Source organism: Pseudomonas sp. DCA-1 (assembly GCF_046523955.1).
GTDB classification, from domain to species: domain Bacteria; phylum Pseudomonadota; class Gammaproteobacteria; order Pseudomonadales; family Pseudomonadaceae; genus Aquipseudomonas; species Aquipseudomonas putida_Y.
Window position 1 is genome coordinate 630,591 of the sequence record NZ_CP169881.1, and the last position, 18,248, is coordinate 648,838.

General features: G+C 62.4%; 14 protein-coding genes and 1 tRNA gene. 5 read left to right on the plus strand and 10 right to left on the minus strand.

Annotated features, from left to right (window positions below):
• Positions 1-105 precede the first annotated feature (105 nt).
• Both ACE4QZ_RS03145 and ACE4QZ_RS03150 read right to left on the minus strand, forming a co-directional pair.
• Positions 106-1,836 carry a dipeptidase gene (locus tag ACE4QZ_RS03145; RefSeq protein WP_021782572.1) on the minus strand — a complete coding sequence of 577 codons (1,731 nt, stop codon included), beginning with the start codon at positions 1,834-1,836 and terminating at the stop codon, positions 106-108.
• 162 nt (positions 1,837-1,998) lie between these two features.
• A tRNA-Arg gene (locus tag ACE4QZ_RS03150) sits at positions 1,999-2,075 on the minus strand.
• A gap of 24 nt (positions 2,076-2,099) precedes the next feature.
• Here ACE4QZ_RS03150 and ACE4QZ_RS03155 point away from each other — a divergent pair.
• The 4 genes from ACE4QZ_RS03155 (at position 2,100) to ACE4QZ_RS03170 (ending at position 6,843) form a co-directional block, all read left to right on the plus strand.
• Positions 2,100-2,375 carry an aryl-sulfate sulfotransferase gene (locus ACE4QZ_RS03155; protein WP_223271100.1) on the plus strand — a complete coding sequence of 92 codons (276 nt, stop codon included), beginning with the start codon at positions 2,100-2,102 and terminating at the stop codon, positions 2,373-2,375.
• Between the two features lie 167 nt (positions 2,376-2,542).
• On the plus strand, positions 2,543-3,985 hold the full coding sequence (gabD, locus tag ACE4QZ_RS03160) for an NADP-dependent succinate-semialdehyde dehydrogenase (RefSeq protein WP_021782573.1): 1,443 nt from the start codon (positions 2,543-2,545) through the stop codon (positions 3,983-3,985).
• A gap of 182 nt (positions 3,986-4,167) precedes the next feature.
• Positions 4,168-5,445, plus strand: coding sequence for a 4-aminobutyrate--2-oxoglutarate transaminase (gene gabT, locus ACE4QZ_RS03165; protein WP_003255866.1), 1,278 nt, complete (start codon positions 4,168-4,170; stop codon positions 5,443-5,445).
• A gap of 138 nt (positions 5,446-5,583) precedes the next feature.
• On the plus strand, positions 5,584-6,843 hold the full coding sequence (locus ACE4QZ_RS03170) for a response regulator (RefSeq protein WP_021782574.1): 1,260 nt from the start codon (positions 5,584-5,586) through the stop codon (positions 6,841-6,843).
• Positions 6,844-6,945: 102 nt separating this feature from the next.
• On the opposite strand, the gene ACE4QZ_RS03175 is transcribed toward ACE4QZ_RS03170, so the two are convergent.
• Positions 6,946-7,974: a GGDEF domain-containing protein gene (locus ACE4QZ_RS03175; RefSeq protein ID WP_021782575.1), complete on the minus strand. Its 1,029-nt coding sequence runs from the start codon at positions 7,972-7,974 to the stop codon at positions 6,946-6,948.
• A 99-nt stretch (positions 7,975-8,073) separates the two neighbouring features.
• A complete protein-coding gene (gene desA / locus ACE4QZ_RS03180) occupies positions 8,074-9,258 on the minus strand; it encodes a delta-9 fatty acid desaturase DesA (RefSeq protein ID WP_010951599.1) in 1,185 nt (394 codons plus the stop codon).
• A gap of 146 nt (positions 9,259-9,404) precedes the next feature.
• On the opposite strand from desA, the gene dibA reads away from it, so the two are divergent.
• The gene (dibA, locus tag ACE4QZ_RS03185) at positions 9,405-11,300 is read left to right on the plus strand and encodes a phosphodiesterase DibA (protein WP_021782576.1); all 1,896 of its coding nucleotides are present in this window, start codon (positions 9,405-9,407) and stop codon (positions 11,298-11,300) included.
• A gap of 282 nt (positions 11,301-11,582) precedes the next feature.
• On the opposite strand, the gene ACE4QZ_RS03190 is transcribed toward dibA, so the two are convergent.
• The 6 genes from ACE4QZ_RS03190 to ACE4QZ_RS03215 form a co-directional block, all read right to left on the minus strand.
• Positions 11,583-12,233 carry a methionine ABC transporter permease gene (locus tag ACE4QZ_RS03190; RefSeq protein ID WP_410480396.1) on the minus strand — a complete coding sequence of 217 codons (651 nt, stop codon included), beginning with the start codon at positions 12,231-12,233 and terminating at the stop codon, positions 11,583-11,585.
• Positions 12,223-13,332 (minus strand): methionine ABC transporter ATP-binding protein, encoded by a 1,110-nt coding sequence (locus ACE4QZ_RS03195; RefSeq protein ID WP_021782578.1) that lies wholly within the window; start codon positions 13,330-13,332, stop codon positions 12,223-12,225. Before ACE4QZ_RS03195 ends, ACE4QZ_RS03190 begins: the two co-directional genes overlap by 11 nt.
• A gap of 1 nt (position 13,333) precedes the next feature.
• The gene (locus ACE4QZ_RS03200; protein ID WP_021782579.1) at positions 13,334-14,134 is read right to left on the minus strand and encodes a MetQ/NlpA family ABC transporter substrate-binding protein; all 801 of its coding nucleotides are present in this window, start codon (positions 14,132-14,134) and stop codon (positions 13,334-13,336) included.
• The gene (locus ACE4QZ_RS03205) at positions 14,127-15,512 is read right to left on the minus strand and encodes an LLM class flavin-dependent oxidoreductase (protein ID WP_028697330.1); all 1,386 of its coding nucleotides are present in this window, start codon (positions 15,510-15,512) and stop codon (positions 14,127-14,129) included. Before ACE4QZ_RS03205 ends, ACE4QZ_RS03200 begins: the two co-directional genes overlap by 8 nt.
• Positions 15,512-16,693, minus strand: a complete 1,182-nt coding sequence (locus tag ACE4QZ_RS03210) for an SfnB family sulfur acquisition oxidoreductase (protein ID WP_021782581.1) — start codon at positions 16,691-16,693, stop codon at positions 15,512-15,514. Before ACE4QZ_RS03210 ends, ACE4QZ_RS03205 begins: the two co-directional genes overlap by 1 nt.
• 141 nt (positions 16,694-16,834) lie before the next feature.
• Positions 16,835-18,076: an SfnB family sulfur acquisition oxidoreductase gene (locus ACE4QZ_RS03215; RefSeq protein WP_021782582.1), complete on the minus strand. Its 1,242-nt coding sequence runs from the start codon at positions 18,074-18,076 to the stop codon at positions 16,835-16,837.
• Positions 18,077-18,248: the final 172 nt, after the last annotated feature.

Genomic DNA, 18,248 nt, shown 5'->3' on the forward strand with positions numbered 1-18,248 from the left:
GCACGGCAATGCAGGAAACGGCATGGAGCCGATTGAAAAACGTCATTGCTGTTCGCTTGCAGCGGCCTTTTCGCGGCTAAAGCCGCGAAGAGGCCGTAATGCCCATCAAAGCTTCGGCATCTGCCCGATCCGCGCCACCATCTCGCTCACTATCTGCAGGTCCAACATGAACTGTTCCACGGTCTTGAACTCGTTGTCGTTGTGCCCGGTGTACTTCACGTCTGGCATCGCCAGGCCAAATTGCACACCGTTGGGAAGATCGTGCACCGAAGTCGCGCCGGCCGAGGTACCGAACTCATGCTTCATACCCAGGTTCTCGGTGGCCACGGCGAGCAGAGCCTGGACCCATTCGCCTTCAGGGTTACGGTACATCGGTTCGTCCAGGCTGTAATCGAACGCCACCGAGGTGTTGCTTTCCCGGGTCCATTTGCCCAGTTTCTCTGCCAGTTCGTCCTTGATCGTGGCGATCGGCTTCCCCTTGGGAATGCGCAGGTTTACCGCCAGCTTCAAGCCTTTGTCATCCACTCCGACAAAGGTCAGCGAAGTGGTCAGCGGGCCCATGAACGGGTCCTTGAAGGCCACGCCGAGTTTGTTGCCCAGGTAGTCCAGGCCCCAGTTGTCGGCGGCATAGCGGGCAGCGTCGGTAAAGTGGTTGTGCTTGAGCGACACCTGCTGGCCGAGACCATTGATGAAGTCGAGCATACGCGCCACCGGGTTGATGCCGGATTCCGGCTCCGAAGAGTGTGCGGAAACACCGGTCACGGTGAGCAAGACTTGCTTGCCGTCGGCCTTGGCGTCGATGCTGAAGTCGCTTCCATGCTGCTTCACATATCTGGCGCCGGCTTGCTGCAGGTGCTTGGCCAGCTGTGCCGGGTTGTCAGAAATCAGGGTCGCAACCGAAGTTGTCGGGATCTGGTTGGTCGCCAGGCCACCGGTCAGGTTGACGATCTCGGCACCCTTGCCGCTGGCCGGGCGCTTGTTGAAGCTGGCCATGATCGTGCCGTAGCCTTTCTCGGCAATTACTACCGGGTAGCCGCCGTCGAGGGCCAGGTTGTAGTCGGGCGTAGGGTTGCGCTCGAAGTAATAGGGAATGGCATCACCGCTGGTTTCTTCGGTGGTGTCGATCAGCAGCTTGAACTGCCGGGCGAGCGGCAGGTTTTCGTCCTTGGCCACTTTCAGCGCGTACATCGCCACCACGATGCCGTTCTTGTCGTCTTCGGTGCCGCGGCCGTACATGCGGTCACCCACCAGGGTGACCTTGAACGGGTCCAGGCGCGTACCATCGGCCAGCTTCCAGTTGTCCGGGTTGACCGGCACTACGTCAGCGTGGGCATGGATGCCGATCACTTCCTTCCCGCTGCCAAGCGAGATCTCGTACACCCGGTTGTCGATGTTGCGGAAGGCCAGGCCGAAGCTATCGGCCAATGCCTTGATCCTGTCGGCGATCTTGAGGAATTCAGGGTTTTCGTACTGCGGCGTACCCTCGACATTGAAGGTGGGGATGGCTACCAGTTCACGCAGGGTTTCGGTAGCGGCCTTGCCATACTTGATGCGGGTATACAGGCCGAGCAGGCGGTTGATCTCGTCTTGTTGCCCGGCGGCCAATGGCTTGTTGGCCAGGTAGGCGTCGACGGTTGCCTCGAGGTTGTCGGCCTTGCCCAGGTCGCTGCCTTTGAGCTTGCCGAGGAATTGCTTGAAGTCGCTTGGGTCGCTGCCGTCGAAGGCTTTGACGATAGCTGCGGACTGCTGCTGGGTGAGGTTGGCCTGGGCAGACTGGGTGAACAGGCCGATGCTGGCCAGCAACAGGGTGGTGGCGGTGAGTTTTTTCAACTGCATGGTTGTGCGCATTCCTTCGCCAATCATTGTTATGGGTTACCCGTTCAGAGAACGGGAAGACGCCCACGCTAACATCAATGACCCGTGGCACGGGAGTACCAGAAAGGTGACATGGCGCACAAACGAAAAAGCCCCGGGCTCAGGCCCAGGGCTTTCTTGATATGGCGCACTCGGCGGGATTCGAACCCACGACCCCTGCCTTCGGAGGGCAGTACTCTATCCAGCTGAGCTACGAGTGCAACGCGCACGCATGATACCCATCTGTGTCGTTGACGTCCATCGCCTTGATCTGTAGCTGTTTTTACCGTGTTGGCTGTGCAGATACCTGGGGCCGGATACACGACAATACCGATCGAACTGTCGGCCGGGGTAATACCGGCCGTAACTGGATCCACGTCAATTCCGTCGATTACTCTGCCGATGACGACAGCATCATCGTTTCAGCCCGACGTCAGGGCGTGTGGAAACTGACCGTGACCAGCAGTGAAACGAATTTTGGCTTCGCCCCGAGTCCGGCCGCAGCATCGTCTACCCTTTAGCGGCCATTCTGCGGGTGATTTCAGATGGGCTGTTCAACCATTCGTTCTTTTTTTCGAACAGCCTATTGTCCAACACCCCAGCAGCCGCTTAGCATTCGTTTGAGATTTCAAACGCTCGATGCCCTGCCTTGGGCGCTTTTCAACAATCAACAATTCGGGAAGCCGACATGCAGCTCAAAGACGCTCAGTTGTTCCGCCAGCAAGCCTATATCAATGGTGAGTGGCTGGATGCGGACAACGGCCAGACCATCAAGGTGACCAACCCGGCCACCGGCGAAGTCATCGGTACCGTGCCGAAGATGGGCACCGCGGAAACCCGCCGCGCCATCGAAGCCGCTGACAAGGCCCTGCCGGCCTGGCGTGCCCTGACTGCGAAAGAGCGTTCGGCCAAGCTGCGTCGCTGGTTCGAACTGATGATCGAGAACCAGGACGACCTGGCTCGCCTGATGACCACCGAACAGGGCAAGCCGCTGGCCGAAGCCAAGGGCGAAATCGCCTACGCTGCCTCGTTCATCGAGTGGTTCGCCGAAGAAGCCAAGCGCATCTACGGTGACACCATCCCGGGCCACCAGCCAGACAAGCGCCTGATTGTCATCAAGCAGCCAATCGGCGTTACCGCGGCCATCACCCCGTGGAACTTCCCGGCCGCCATGATCACCCGTAAAGCCGGCCCGGCCCTGGCCGCTGGCTGCACCATGGTTCTCAAGCCTGCTTCGCAAACCCCATACTCCGCTCTGGCCCTGGTTGAGCTGGCCCACCGTGCCGGCATCCCGGCAGGCGTGCTGAGCGTGGTTACCGGCAGCGCCGGCGAAGTTGGCGGCGAACTGACCGGCAACTCCCTGGTACGCAAGCTGTCCTTCACCGGCTCGACCGAAATCGGTCGCCAGCTGATGGAAGAATGCGCCAAGGACATCAAGAAGGTTTCCCTGGAGCTGGGTGGCAACGCCCCGTTCATCGTGTTCGACGACGCCGACCTGGACAAGGCGGTCGAGGGCGCGATCATCTCCAAGTACCGCAACAACGGCCAGACTTGCGTTTGCGCCAACCGTATCTACGTGCAGGACGGCGTCTACGACGCGTTCGCCCAGAAGCTGGCCGCTGCAGTTGCCAAGCTGAAGATCGGTAACGGCCTGGAAGACGGCACCACCACTGGCCCGCTGATCGACGGCAAGGCTGTCGCCAAGGTCCAGGAGCACATCGAGGACGCCGTCAGCAAAGGCGCCAAAGTGCTGTCCGGTGGCAAGCTGATCGAAGGCAACTTCTTCGAACCGACCATCCTGGTAGACGTACCGAAGAGCGCTGCTGTCGCCAAGGAAGAGACTTTCGGCCCACTGGCGCCGCTGTTCCGCTTCAAAGACGAAGCCGAAGTCATCGCCATGTCCAACGACACCGAGTTCGGCCTGGCCTCGTACTTCTACGCCCGTGACATGAGCCGTGTGTTCCGTGTCGCCGAAGCCCTGGAATACGGCATGGTGGGTATCAACACCGGCCTGATCTCCAACGAAGTGGCGCCGTTCGGTGGTATCAAGGCCTCGGGCCTGGGCCGCGAAGGTTCCAAGTACGGTATCGAGGACTACCTCGAAATCAAATACCTGTGCATCAGCGTCTGATCGCACGGTAAAGGCTTTACCTCTGCCAGCGGGGCGCGAGAGCGACGTCTCGCTGGCCTTTTTTACATTGCAGTACCTGGTGGCCAGGGCGCTCACGACAGTCGATCAACGAATACTGTTCGCGAGCACTCCCAGCCACCCCCGAATAAAAGCGCCATTCCTGTCGGCGCAATGAGGGCATTATGAGCAAAACCAACGAATCCTTGATGCAACGTCGTGTAGCTGCCGTCCCACGTGGCGTCGGCCAGATCCACCCGATCTTCGTCGACACCGCGAAGAACTCGACCGTGATCGACGTTGAAGGCCGCGAACTGATCGACTTCGCCGGCGGCATCGCAGTACTGAACACCGGCCACCTGCACCCGAAAGTGGTTGCAGCCGTGCAAGAGCAGCTGACCAAGGTCAGCCACACCTGCTTCCAGGTGCTGGCTTACGAACCCTACGTAGAGCTGTGCGAAAAGATCAACAAGCTGGTCCCAGGCGACTTCGACAAGAAGACCCTGCTGGTCACCACCGGCTCCGAGGCCGTTGAAAACGCCGTCAAGATCGCCCGTGCTGCCACTGGCCGCGCTGGCGTCATCGCCTTCACCGGCGGTTATCACGGCCGTACCATGATGACCCTGGGCCTGACCGGCAAGGTCGTGCCGTACTCCGCTGGCATGGGCCTGATGCCAGGCGGCATCTTCCGCGCCCTGTTCCCGAGCGAACTGCACGGTATCAGCGTTGACGACGCCATTGCCTCGGTCGAGCGCATCTTCAAGAACGACGCCGAGCCGCGCGACATCGCCGCGATCATCCTCGAGCCAGTACAAGGCGAAGGCGGTTTCCTGCCAGCGCCGAAAGAGCTGATGAAACGCCTGCGCGCCCTGTGCGACCAGCACGGCATCCTGCTGATCGCCGACGAAGTACAAACTGGCGCTGGCCGTACCGGTACCTTCTTCGCCATGGAACAGATGGGCGTTGCGCCTGATCTGACCACCTTTGCCAAGTCCATCGCTGGCGGCTTCCCGCTGGCCGGTGTGTGCGGCAAGGCCGAGTACATGGATGCCATCGCTCCAGGCGGCCTGGGCGGCACCTACGCCGGCTCGCCGATCGCTTGCGCCGCGGCCCTGGCCGTGATCGAAGTGTTCGAAGAAGAAAAACTGCTGGACCGCAGCAAGGCTGTGGGTGAGCGCCTGACCGCCGGCCTGCGCGAAATCCAGAAGAAGTACCCGATCATCGGCGACGTCCGTGGTCTGGGCTCGATGATCGCCGTCGAAGTCTTCGAGAAAGGCACTCACACCCCGAACGCTGCTGCTGTTGGCCAGGTTGTCGCCAAGGCCCGCGAAAAGGGTCTGATCCTGCTGTCTTGCGGTACCTACGGCAACGTCCTGCGTATCCTTGTTCCGCTGACCGCCGAAGACGCGCTGCTGGACAAAGGCCTGGCCATCATCGAAGAGTGCTTCGCTGAAATCGCCTGATGTGACGTGCTCCAGAAAAAACCCGCCCAGGCGGGTTTTTTTTATGCCCAGAAAAGCCATGTAGCGCTATGGTTGTCGGAGGACTCGCTTTGGAAGCTGCGACGGACTGTGTGTCAGGGTATTCAGGAGTAGTTGGCGATGAGTGCTGCAGCCCCCACCCCACCAAGCGTACTGATTGTCGAAGGCGATCCTTGGGTACGGGATTTACTCAGCGAGATGCTGCTCAGCGTACGTTGTGATGCCCGCCTGCAGGTATGCACTGACGGCTCGCAGGCACTCAGTGCCTTATCCAACAAGCCTGACCTGATCATCGCCGCCCGTGAGCTGGCCGGTGTCGATGGCCTCGACCTGCTGCGCAAGGTGCGCGCCAAAGGGCCAGGGGTACCGTTCATTCTCATGAGTAACCGCAATGACAGCGCCAGTGTGCGTGAAGCGCTGCCCCTGCACCCCACTGCTTACCTGAGCAAGCCGTTGAATCTGGATAACCTGCGCAAACGCCTGGAAGAGTTGCTGCTGGCCGTTGGCGAGGAGATTGCCTGCCCGGTACCGGCATTGCAGGCGGGTGCCAGCCTGCCGGCCTACCTTGAACAGCGCCGCGCTAGCGCCGATGGTGGGCCGCTGCTGGCAGATGTGCAGCTGGCGATCAAACGGGCGCTCAATCCCCAAGGCCTGAACCTCAGGGCGCTCGAAGAGGAGGTGTGTAACGACCCGCAAGTCACGGCGGTACTGATTGCTGCCGCCAATAGTGCGGCATTGCACCGTGAAGCCCCGGTGCAGACGTTGCTGCAGGCCCTGAACAAGCTTGGCAGTACCCAAAGCATGAACCTGATCCTGGGCATGACCCTCAAGCGCAGCGCACGCCTCAGCGACCCCCTGTTGGCAGAGCACGCAGCCCGTTACTGGGACCTGTCACTGCACACTGCCGAATATGGCCGCACCTTGGCGCGCATGCTCGAACTGGACGAGGGGCGTTGTTATTGCGCGGGCTTGCTGCATTGCCTGGGCGACCTGGCGGTGTTGCGCTGCCTGCAGGAGTGGCGGCTGGCCGGGGGAGACCTGAACGAGCGCAATGTGCAGCAATCGCTGGAGGAGTTTGGTGCGGCATTCGGCTCGGCGCTGCGTACTCGCTGGCGTCTGCCGCTGGCACTGCGCGAGTTGATCGCTGCGATCTACCAGTTGGGTGGTGGAGTTTACTCGCTGGAGATCCTGGCCATGAACCTGGCTGGGCAGTTGTCGCGGCTGCCGGCTGAGCAGGGGCTGGAGAAGGTGGCCAGCGGCAAGACGGCGCGCCTGCTCAAGCTTGGCCTGCCGGAGCTTAGGCGGTTGCGCAAAGTGGAGAGCCCGGAAGTAAAGCCACAGGAAGAACCGCCGGTGGCTGGGGCCGAGGTTTCCAGCTGAGATTCGGGGGCCGCATTGCGACCCTTCGCGGGCTTGCCCGCTCCCACAGGTGTGGCGCCGGGCCCGCGAATACCGGCCAAAGCCGGTGCCCCTGCCGCCTGATCAGCCGCGGACTATCTGATTCTTGCCCTGCCGCTTGGCCCTGTACATTGCCGCATCTGCCCGCGCATAGAGGCTGTCCAGCGTCACATCCTCATCGGTCAGCCCGGTCAGCCCCTGACTCACAGTCACCCCGTACGTCTGCTGCCCATGGCTAAAGCTCAAGAGCTGAATCTGCCGCTGCAAGCGCTCGGCAATCTGCTCCGCGACCTGAGCGTTGCAGCCCGGAAACACCGCAGCAAATTCTTCGCCGCCAATGCGCCCGAACAGGTCGCCCCGGCGTAGCACGGCCTTGCCGCTGTCGGCGATGTGTTGCAGCACCTGGTCGCCTTCCTGGTGGCCATAGCTGTCGTTGATGCGTTTGAAGTCGTCGATATCCAGCAGCAGGAAAGCCAGCGGTGTACCGTCCTCGCGAGCACTGTCGAAGGCTTGCTGAGCACATTCGAAGAAGTGCCTGCGGTTACTGCTCTGGGTCAGCACGTCGGTGGTGGCCAGGCGCTGCAGTTCGCCTTCAAGCTGCTTCTTCTCGGTGATGTCTTCGGCGATACCGACAATGATTACCCGATCACTATCGTGCTGCTGGTTGATGTAGCACTTGTCGCTCAGCCAGCGTATTTGTCCGTCGGCATTGAGGATGCGGTACTCGCGGTCTTCCACCGCACCCTTGAGCAGGACCTGGGCCAGGCTACGTTCGGCGAATTCGAGGTCGTCGGGGTAGATGCTGTCACGCCATTCGTTGTAGTCAGCCAGCACCAGGCTGACCGGGCGGCCGAAGATGCGCTCGTAGGCTGGGCTGACGTACAGCACCTGACGGGTTCCCCAGTCGAAGGCCCAAAGCACTGCATTGACGCTGTCGAGCAACGAGCTGAACAGCTGATCGCGCTCACTCAGGCGGGCAACCTCGCCTTGGGCGTGGAGTAACGCCAGCAAGGTCTGGGCGGCTTCGGGAGGTGGGGTACCCGGAAATATCGTTGGAATGTTCTTGGCCATGTGCACGGAGCAGGTCTCAACGTGAAGGCGTGCGGCCAGCATCCGGCCCGCCACGCAGGCGATATTCCAGATTCGAGTGGAGAGGTCGGGGCTAAGTTCCGAACGGCACGCCCCGCTGAGAGGCGTGCCGATCAACGGCGGTCAGGCGCCGGTCGGGCGTAGCGAGTAAGTCTTGAGTTGTGCTGCGAAGTCGCGCAGTGCCTGGATGCCGCTGGTTTCAGCCTCGTGTACCCAGTCTTTCATGGCCGCCAGCATGTCGTGGCCGTTGGCGCTGGTGCGCGCCCAGATCTGCTGCAGGGCCAGGCGCTTTTCATAGATGGTTTTCAGTGCCTGGCTGTGCGCGAGCATGGACTCGATGCGCACGTGGTGGCGATCTTCCAGCAGGCTGGTTTCGCGCGAGAGCAGCCGTTTGGCACGGCGGAAGCGGTGACGCACCGAGGCGTCGACGCGGGCCAGTTCCTGTTTCACCAGCGGGCCGATCACCAGCTTGCGGTACTGGGCCATGATCTGGAAGCGGTTGTTCAAGATGGCCATGGCGGTGTCCATGTCCAGGCTGGCCTTGCCGGCCACCCGATGGGCGATGGGCGCTACGCGCTGCACCTTGGCCAGACGCAGCAGGCAGAACAGGCGGATCCACGCCCAGCCCATGTCGAACTCCCAGCGCTTGACCGAGAGCTTGGCCGAGTTGGGGTAGGTGTGATGGTTATTGTGCAGTTCTTCACCGCCGATGACGATGCCCCATGGCACCAGGTTTGTGGCCGCGTCGCGGCATTCGAAGTTGCGATAGCCCAGGGCATGGCCCAGGCCGTTGACCACACCGGCGGCCCAGAACGGAATCCACATCATCTGCACCGCCCAGATGGTGATGCCTATGGTGCCGAACAGCAGCAGGTCGATCACCGCCATCAGTGCGATACCGCCCAGTTTGTAACGCGAGTACAGGTTGCGCTCGATCCAGTCATCCGGGCAGTTCTTGCCATAGATGCGCAGGGTTTCGGGGTTGCGCGCCTCTTCACGGTACAGCTCGGCACCTTTGCGCAGCACTGTGCCCAGGCCCTTGTACACCGGGCTGTGCGGGTCGTCGGGGGTTTCGCACTTGGCGTGGTGCTTGCGGTGGACGGCGGTCCACTCGCGGGTGTTCTGCGCCGTGGTCAGCCACAGCCAGAAGCGGAAGAAGTGCTTGAGCGCGCCGTTGAGCTCCAGGGCCCGGTGCGCGGAGTAGCGATGCAGGTAGACCGTGACGCTGACAATGGTCACGTGGGTCATCAACAGAGTGATGCCGACCAGTTGCCAGGCCGACAGGTCGAGCAGGCCGTTATACCACATAGGTGCAAATACCCTCGAAATGCAGGGGGAAGGGCTGATTATCCCTTGGCGGGGAAATAAAACCAGTCAACCGTTGAGATAGGAGGTCACGACATGTTTCAGCCTTTATAATGCCCACTCCTTTTTGATGGCCTTTCCCACCCGACATGTCTGTTTCCGTTCGCGACGCCTTGCGCATGGCTGCGCTGTATGTGGTGCTCTCGATCCTCTGGCTTGCGCTGGCGGAGATGATGCTGCACAGCATGACTGACGACCCCTTGGCACTGACCGTGGGGCGGCAGATCAATGTGGTGGTCTGGGTGCTGCTCAGTGCCGTGCTGATCTATGTGTCGCGCGTGCGCCTGCTCAACTTCATCGGCCATGGCGCACGTTTGCGTTGTGAAGACCGTGAACGGCTGCGCATGGCTGCCGCGGTGTTCGACAGTACCCTCGAAGGTGTGCTGGTGACCGACCGCCAGGGCCTTATCGTGCACGTCAATCGTGCCTTCATGCGCATCACCGGCTACCAGCAGGATGAGGTTATCGGCCAGCGCCCGAACAAGTTCAAGTCCGGCCACCATGGCCTGGCCTTCTACCAGGAGGTTTTCGCCACCCTGGCCGAGAAGGGCGAGTGGAGCGGTGAAATCTGGAACCGGCGCAAAAGCGGTGAAATCTACCCGCAGTGGCAGACCATTTGCGCCATTCGCGATGACGAAGGTGAGCTCAGTCATTACGTGGCGGTGTTCAGTGATATCAGCGCCATCAAGCATTCGGAACAGGAACTTGCCTACCTGGCCCACCACGACCCGTTGACCGGCCTGCCCAACCGCCTGCTGTTTACCGACCGGGTAGAGCAGGCATTGGCGGCGGCGCAGGCCAACAAGCGCGGTTGCGCCTTGTTGCTGCTGGACCTGGATCATTTCCAGAGCATAAACGACGGCCTGGGCCATACCATTGGCGACCAGTTGTTGAAGCTGGTGGGCGAGCGTCTGGGCGAGGTGTTGGGTAACGGTATGACCCTGGCGCGCCTGGGCGGCGACGAGTTCGGCGTGCTGGCCGAGAACTGCCAACAGGTCGGCCAGGCGGGCAAGCTGGCGCAGTGCATCATCGAGCGCATGCGTGAGCCGTTTCAGTTCGAGGGCAATCGCCTGTTCATCAGCGCCAGTGTCGGAATCAGCCTGTACCCCAGCGATGCCTTGGGTGCCGAGCAGTTACTGCGCAATGCCGACTCGGCGTTGTACAAGGCCAAAAGCAACGGGCGGGCCTGCTATGCCCTGTACACCGAAGAGCTGACCGCCCATGCACAGCATCGGGTCGAGACCGCCGCTGAATTGCGTCGGGCCCTGGAGCAGGATGAACTGAGGGTGTACTTCCAGCCGGTACACGACCTGGCATCAGGCCGACAGGTCGGGGTCGAGACGCTGGTGCGCTGGCAGCACCCCAGGCGCGGCCTGGTACCGCCGGGTGAGTTCATCCCGATTGCCGAGCGCACCGGCCTGATTGCCGAGATCGATACCTGGGTGCTGCGCCAGGCCTGCCGGCAAATGGTGCAGTGGCAGGCTGAAGGCCGGCAGCTGGCATTTGTGGGGGTGAACATCTCCAGCCGGCTGTTTGGCCAGCACGAACTTTATCAACAGGTAGCCGAAGTGCTGCACGACACCGGCCTGGCCCCGGCCTTGCTGGAGCTTGAAGTGACCGAAAGCGCGGTGATGGAAGACCCTGAGGTGGCGCTTGAGCAACTGCACCGTTTGCGCGAGCTGGGGGTGACCTTGGCCATCGACGACTTTGGCACCGGGTATTCATCACTGCTGCGGCTCAAGCGTTTGCCGGTGCAGAAGTTGAAAATCGACCAAGGGTTTGTAGCTGGGTTGCCAGTGGATGAGGATGACATCGCAATTGTGCGGGTGATCATTGCCTTGGCCCGCAGCATGGGTATGCAGGTGCATGCCGAGGGCATCGAGCAGGCGGAACAGGCCACCTTCCTGTTGCAGGAGGAGTGCCAGCTGGGGCAAGGGTACTGGTTCGGGCGGCCGGTGCCGGCTGAGGATCTGCGCTGGGATTGAGGGTATGTATGGCGCGAGTCGTGCAGCGCCTTTGAGACCGAGCGCCGCCCGCGCGGCGCATCGCGAGCTGCGCTCGCTCCTACGTTTGTTGCGGGCCAATCATTCCTGCGGGATTTGCGCGCGCCCCCCCTTGGCGCATGCCGCGATATCGTGTCGTACAAACAAGGCGGTCGCGAGCGCCTGTCACAGGCATAACTGGCCCGAAACAAACGTAGGAGCGAGCGCAGCTCGCGATGCGCCGCGCGGGCGGCGCTGGATTTACGCCCCAATAAATTTCCCAGGTCATGCGCATCGCTTGTTCAAACCCTTCGCCAGGCGGTCCCCGCCCAACTGGATCAACGCCACTAACGCTACCAGCATGGCGATCACGGTCAGCATGATCTGGCTGTCGAAACGCTGGTAGCCATACCGATAGGCGATATCCCCCAGCCCGCCGGCACCAATCGCCCCGGCCATCGCCGACGAGTTGATCAAGGTCACCAAGGTAATGGTGAAGCCCCCGACGATCCCCGGCAGCGCCTCGGGCAACAGTACATGCCAGACGATGTGCCAGCGCCGGCAGCCCATGGCCTGTGCGGCTTCCACCAGGCCATGGTCGACTTCACGCAGGCTCACCTCGGCAATCCGCGCAAAGAACGGTGTGGCGGCAATGGTCAGCGGCACCACTGCCGCCCACACGCCATAAGTGGTACCCACCACCAGGCGGGTGAAAGGAATCAGCGCAACCATCAGGATCAGAAACGGAATCGAGCGGAACAGGTTGACGAAGGCGTCCAGCACCCGGTTCAGCAGCGGCGCCTCGAAGATCCCACCCTTGTCGCTGGTGACCAGCAGTACCGCCATGGGTACACCCACCAGCAGGGCGATCAGTGACGAAACCCCAACCATCAGCAGCGTATCAAGCAAGCCTTCCAGCAGGCGATCAAACCACATGGCCCAATACCTCCACGTTTTCGGCCCAACGGCGGGCACGTTCCAGCAATTGATGGGTGTCGTGCGGCGAGTGTTGCACCGAGAGGATGAGTTGCCCCAAGGCATGTTCGCCGATGGTTTCCACGCCGCCCTGCAGCAGACGCACACGCCCGCCCAGGTCGTTGAACAGGGCAGACAGCTCTGGCTCGCCAAGCACGGTCAGTTTCAGCACCACGGCGCTGTTGCGGCCCGCCGCGCTGGCCTGGAGGCTGGCTTGCAGTGCGGCAGGTAGCTTGGCCTGCAAAGGGGCGAGCAGGGTGCGGGTGACCTCGTGACGGGGTGAACCAAACACCCGCCAGACCTCGCCCTGCTCGACCACTGCGCCGCGTTCCAGCACCACTACCCGGTGGCAGATGTCGCGAATCACTGCCATTTCGTGGGTGATCAGCACGATGGTCAGGCCCAGGCGCTGGTTGATATCGCGCAGCAGCTCCAGGATCGAGGCGGTGGTTTCCGGGTCCAGCGCCGAGGTGGCCTCGTCGCACAGCAGGATCTCGGGGGTGTGCACCAGTGCCCGGGCAATGCCCACGCGCTGTTTCTGCCCGCCGGACAGTTGCGCCGGGTACACGTGATGTTTTTCCTGCAGGCCGACCAGTTCCAGCAACTCGCGCACCTTGTGCTGGCGTTCGGCTTTTGCCACGCCGGCGACTTTCAACGGCAACTCGACGTTCTGCCACACGGTCTTGGCCGACATCAGGTTGAAGTGCTGGAAGATCATGCCGATGCGCCGGCGCAGGGCCACAAGCTGGTCCTCATCGAAAGGCGCGATATCCACCTGGTCGATCAATACGCGGCCCTGGCTGGGTTGCTCCAGGCGATTGATGGTGCGCAGCAGTGATGACTTACCGGCGCCGCTGCGGCCGATGATGCCGAAGATCTCGCCATGGCGGATGTTCAAGTCGATGCCTTGCAAGGCCGGTTGCGCCTGGCCCGGGTAGGTCTTGCCCAGGCCGATGAAGCGCACGTGGGCTTCATTGATCTCGGGGCGCAGGGCCTGTTCCCTGGCCAATGGCGGCAGTGCTTGGGGTGTGGGCGCTCTGAGCGCGCTGGCCTGGCTCATGTCAGCCTTCCCAGCCGGCTTGGTAGAGCTTGCCGTGAGCTTTGTTCAACGCAGCGCGCACCACTGGCGAATGCTGGTAGATGTCGACGAACTTGGCCAGGCGTGGGTCGTCCTTGCTTTGCGGGCGAATGACGAACTGGATCACGTATTCCTTGTTTTCCAGCCCGTCGAACAGCAATGCCGAGGTGGCATCGAAAGTGTTGGCCAAGCGGATGTAGGCCGGGTAACCCTGCACCAGGTCGGTGTCGTCGTAGGCACGTACCAGTTGCACCGCTTCGACCTGAAGGATCTTCAGCCTTTTCGGGTTGGCGACGATGTCGTCCTCGGTGGCCTTGTAGCCAACGCCTGGCTTCAGGGTGATCAACCCGGCCTTGGCCAGCAGCAGCAGACCACGGCCGCTGTTGATCGGGTCGTTGGCGATGGCCACGCTGGCGCCTTCGGGCAGCTCAGCAAAGCTTTTGTACTTTTTCGAGTACAGGCCAACGTTGTTGATGATGCCCGGGGCGTAAGGCACGAGGTTGAAGCCTGCAGCAGCCTTGGCGTTTTCCAGGAACGGGATATGCTGGAAGTAGTTCACGTCGATGTCGCCGCTGTTGAGGCTGACATTGGGCGCAATCCAGTCGCTGAACTCGACCAGCTTCACTTCCAGGCCTCGCTTGTGGGCTTCTTCCACCGCGGCTTCCAGCGGAATGGCAAAGGCCGAGGTGGTGCCGATCTTCAACGGCTCGGCAGCAAGGGCACCGGCGCACAGGCCGAGGGAGATGGCAATGGCCGCGACGGGCCGGAACAGTTTCTCAAGCATGGTGCAGCGCTCCAGTCGAGGCAGGGATAAAGCGGTAAGCCGAGCCAGGGTGGTCGGCGGGTAAGTGCGGGTGGTCGGTATGGAACAGTTTTTCGCGCAGGGTGCCTTCGGTGTAGGCCGTCTTGTAGCGGCCACGCTGCTGAAGTTGCGGGATGACCAGCTCGATGAAGTCCTCGAAGCTCTCCGGGGTGACGGTGCGGGTCAGGTTGAAACCGTCCAGGCCGGTTTCATCGATCCACGCGATCAACTGCTTGGCCACCTGTTCAGGCGCGCCGACCAGGGTTACGTAGCGGCCGCCCAGGGCGTGCTGCTGCAACAGGCGCCGGCGGGTCCAGGCGCTGTCTTGCAACTGGCGCGTGGCTGACTGGATGGCGTTGCCCTGGCTGAAGGCAATGGGTTGGTCCAGTTCATAGGCGGCGAAGTCGATGCCCGTGGACGCGGCGAAGTGCGCGACCCCCGCTTCGGCGCTGGCGTGGCGCAGGTACTCGGCATGTTTGGCCTGGGCCAGTTGCTCGGTGGCCGCGACGATCACCGTGATGCCCATGAACACCTTGACCGCCTGCGGGTAGCGGCCGGCGGCCTGGGCGGCCGCGCGAACCTTGTCGACCTGGGCGCGGGTGGCTGCCTTGTCCTGGCCACTGATGAACACGCATTCGGCATGGTTGCCGGCGAAGGCCAGGCCACGCGGCGAGCTGCCGGCCTGGAACAGCACCGGGGTGCGCTGTGGGGAGGGCTCGCACAGGTGGTAGCCTTCGACCTTGTAGAACTCGCCCTGGTGCTGAACCTTGCGCACCTTGTCGGGCGTGGCATAGACGCGATGCTGGCGGTCGGCGACCACTGCGTCATCGGCCCAGCTGCCTTCCAGCAGCTTGTACAACACCTGCAGGTATTCATCGGCCTGGTCGTAGCGGCGATCATGCGCCGGTTGCTGCGCCAGCCCCATGGCCCGGGCGGCGCTGTCGAGGTAGCCGGTGACGATGTTCCAGCCCACCCGGCCATTGCTCAGGTGGTCGAGTGTGGAAAGGCGCCGGGCGAACAGGTACGGCGCCTCGTAGGTGAGGTTGGCGGTAAGGCCAAAACCCAGGTGACGAGTGACCGCAGCCATGGCGGAGACCAGCAGCAGCGGGTCGTTGACCGGCAACTGGATCGACTCCTTGAGGGTGACGTCCAGTGACTGGCCATAGATGTCGTAGGTACCGACGATGTCGGCAATGAAAAGCCCGTCGAACAGACCGCGCTCCAGCAGGCGTGCCAGGTTGGTCCAGTAGTCCAGGGTCTTGTACTGGGTTGAAGTGTCCCGTGGGTGGGTCCACAGACCGTGGTTGATGTGCCCGATGCAGTTCATGTTGAAGGCATTGAGCAGAATCTGCTTGGCCATCAGATGGTCCCCCGGCGCGGCGGGTTGGCATCGTTGAGGTAGTAGTTGCCGATGGCGTGGTACTTCCAGCGCACCGGGTCGTGCAGGGTGTGCACGCGAGCGTTGCGCCAGTGGCGGTCGAGGTTGTGTTCGGCCAATGTTGCCTGGCTGCCGCCCAGTTCGAACAGGGTGGTACCGGCTGCGAGGGAAATTTCGGTGCTGATGGCACGTGCTTCGGCCACGGCAATGGAGGCGGCGGCCACGTTGTCGGCAGTGCTGTCGTCGCGGGCGCGGTCGAGGTATTCGCCGGCGCGCTCCAGCAGGGCTTCGGCCGCATGCAAGCGGATCGCCAGATGGCCGAAGCTTTTCAGCGTCAGCGGATCATCCGTGGCGTTGTCCAGGCCGGAGTCGACCCACGGACGGCTGCGGGTGCGCACGAAGTGCAGGGCATCTTCATAGGCGGCGCGGGCAATGCCAGTATCGATGGCGGCATGGAGGATCTGCGCCAGCGGGCCGACCGGGGTGGGGCGCTCGAAGGCGCTCTGGAACGGCACCACGTCGGCTGCGCTGACGTACACGTTGTCGAACACCACCGAACCGCTGCCGGTGGTGCGCTGGCCGAAGCCGCTCCAGTCGTCGATCACCTGCAGGCCCTGGCTGTCGGCCGGGACGAAGGCCAACTGTTGTATGCCTTGTTCATCCACGACCGAGGTTGGAATGCGCTGGGCATAGATGGCGCCTGTGGAATAGAACTTGCGCCCGTTGATGCGGAAACCGTCGCCGTCACGGCTCAGGCGGGTGGTGCGCTCGTGGGCGGTCTTGGTGCCCAGCTCGGCCAGGGCATTGCCGAAACGGCGGCCGGCCAGTACCTCGGCGTACAGGCGCTGCTTCTGTTCGGGGCTGCCGTTTATCCGCAGCACTTCCAGACCGTAGAAATGATTCTGCGGAATCTGCCCGAGCGAACCGTCGGCCTGCGCGATACGGGCGATGACCTTGACCAGGGTGACGTTGGACACGCCGGCACCGCCGAAGGCTTTGGGCACGCTGATGGCCCACAGGCCGGAGCGGGTGAACAGCTCGAGTTCGGCGAGCGGCAAGCGGCGCTCGCGGTCGCGCAAGGCGCTGTCGCGGCGCAGTTGCTGGGCGATGTCTTCGGCGACGGCCAGAGCTTGGGCGTCGCTAGTGATGATAGCGATTGTCATGGAGTTCTCCGGGGGCCACTTTGCGGCCCTTCGCGGGCTTGCCCGCTCCCACAGGTGTAGTGATGCCAGTTCAGGCGGTGGCAATCCTGTGGGAGCGGGCAAGCCCGCGAAGGGCTGCGCAGCAGCCCCAAAGGCAGCAAATCAGATCCAGGAATGCCGTGCAGGCAGGGTGCCGTTAAGGTGGTAAGCGCCGACCGCGTGGTACTTCCAGCGCACCGGGTCGTGCAGGGTGTGCACCCGGGCATTTCGCCAGTGGCGGTCGAGGTTGAACTCGGCAAGGGTGGCGCGGCTGCCGGCCAGCTCGAACAGCTTCTCGCTGGCCTGCAGGGCAATTTCGGTGGTCAGCACCTTGGCCTCGGCCACTGCAATCGAGGCCCGTGCCGCGCTGGCTGCGTCGATAGGCGCAGCATTGACTTCGTCGAGTACCCGAGCAGCTTTGCGCAGCAGCGCTTCGGCGGCGTGCAGCTCGAGTTTCAGGCGGCCGATGTCGGCAATTACATAAGGGTCGTCACTGGCACGGTCGACGTTGGCTTCAATCCACGGCCGGGACTTTTCGCGCACGAACGTGATCGCATCATCGATAGCCGCTTCGGCGATGCCGGCGTCGATCGCCGCCTGGATCAGCTGCGAAGCGGCGCCCTGAATGTTGGGGATATCGCGCTGGCGCCAGTTGTCGATCACCAGTTCCGCGTCAACCGGCACCTGGTCCAGCAGCACGGTACCACTGGCGGTGGTGCGCTGGCCGAACCCGGACCAGTCATCGACAATACGCAACCCCGGGCTTCCCCGGCGCACGAATGCCAGGCGCTGGCGGCCTTCGTCGTCGAGGGCCTTTACCGTCACCCAATGGGCGAACAAGGCACCGGTGGAGTAGAACTTCTCGCCGCTTAAGCTATAGCTGTCGCCGGCGGGCGTGATTCGGGCCTTGAGGGTAAGGGTGTCTTTGGTGCCGCGCTCAGGCCCGGCGTTGCCGATGCGCCAGCCGTCGAGCACGCTGCGGAAGATCAGCGCTTGTTGCGCCTCGCTGGCCGTCAGGCGCAGCAGTTGCAGCATGCCGAACTGGTTCTGCGGGATCTGCCCCAGGGCGGGGTCGGCGGCGCTGATCAGGCGGAACACCTCGGCGACGGTTTCGAACGACACGTCGGGGCCACCGTAGGCCTTGGGTACGCTGATGCTGCCCAGACCGCTGCGGGTAAACAGTTCGATTTCGGCCCAGGGCAGTTTGCGTTGCTGGTCGCGACGGGCCGCTTGCTCACGGGCGACCTCGGCCAGTTCGCGGGCCGCTTGCAGGGCTTCGGCGTCGTTGCGCAGTACCTTGGCCGGCAGCAGCGGGGGCGAGCTGTCCAGATCGCTATGGGATTGGGTGTTGGCTTGGCTGGGCATCAGTGCCGCTCCTTGGCTGCACTCAATGCCCTGGCGTTACGCACTGGGGTGATTGTGATCCTGACCATTCCTGACCTCACAAAATAGTTATGTCGCTACAGCTGATCGCGACAGACGTGTGCTGGTCCGGTGGTCCGGTTTATATACCCTAATGATTTATAAAAATTTTATG

Excerpts from the sequence above, each read along its gene's own strand:
- ACE4QZ_RS03190 (WP_410480396.1), bottom strand. The coding sequence starts at position 12,233 with ATGTGGTTTGATCGCCTGCTGGAAGGCTTGCTTGATACGCTGCTGATG.
- ACE4QZ_RS03195 (WP_021782578.1), bottom strand. The coding sequence starts at position 13,332 with ATGAGCCAGGCCAGCGCGCTCAGAGCGCCCACACCCCAAGCACTGCCG.
- ACE4QZ_RS03210 (WP_021782581.1), bottom strand. The coding sequence starts at position 16,693 with ATGACAATCGCTATCATCACTAGCGACGCCCAAGCTCTGGCCGTCGCC.
- ACE4QZ_RS03200 (WP_021782579.1), bottom strand. The coding sequence starts at position 14,134 with ATGCTTGAGAAACTGTTCCGGCCCGTCGCGGCCATTGCCATCTCCCTC.
- ACE4QZ_RS03215 (WP_021782582.1), bottom strand. The coding sequence starts at position 18,076 with ATGCCCAGCCAAGCCAACACCCAATCCCATAGCGATCTGGACAGCTCG.
- ACE4QZ_RS03205 (WP_028697330.1), bottom strand. The coding sequence starts at position 15,512 with ATGGCCAAGCAGATTCTGCTCAATGCCTTCAACATGAACTGCATCGGG.
- gabT (WP_003255866.1), top strand. The coding sequence starts at position 4,168 with ATGAGCAAAACCAACGAATCCTTGATGCAACGTCGTGTAGCTGCCGTC.
- ACE4QZ_RS03145 (WP_021782572.1), bottom strand. The coding sequence starts at position 1,836 with ATGCAGTTGAAAAAACTCACCGCCACCACCCTGTTGCTGGCCAGCATC.
- ACE4QZ_RS03175 (WP_021782575.1), bottom strand. The coding sequence starts at position 7,974 with ATGCTGGCCGCACGCCTTCACGTTGAGACCTGCTCCGTGCACATGGCC.
- ACE4QZ_RS03170 (WP_021782574.1), top strand. The coding sequence starts at position 5,584 with ATGAGTGCTGCAGCCCCCACCCCACCAAGCGTACTGATTGTCGAAGGC.
- gabD (WP_021782573.1), top strand. The coding sequence starts at position 2,543 with ATGCAGCTCAAAGACGCTCAGTTGTTCCGCCAGCAAGCCTATATCAAT.
- desA (WP_010951599.1), bottom strand. The coding sequence starts at position 9,258 with ATGTGGTATAACGGCCTGCTCGACCTGTCGGCCTGGCAACTGGTCGGC.
- dibA (WP_021782576.1), top strand. The coding sequence starts at position 9,405 with ATGTCTGTTTCCGTTCGCGACGCCTTGCGCATGGCTGCGCTGTATGTG.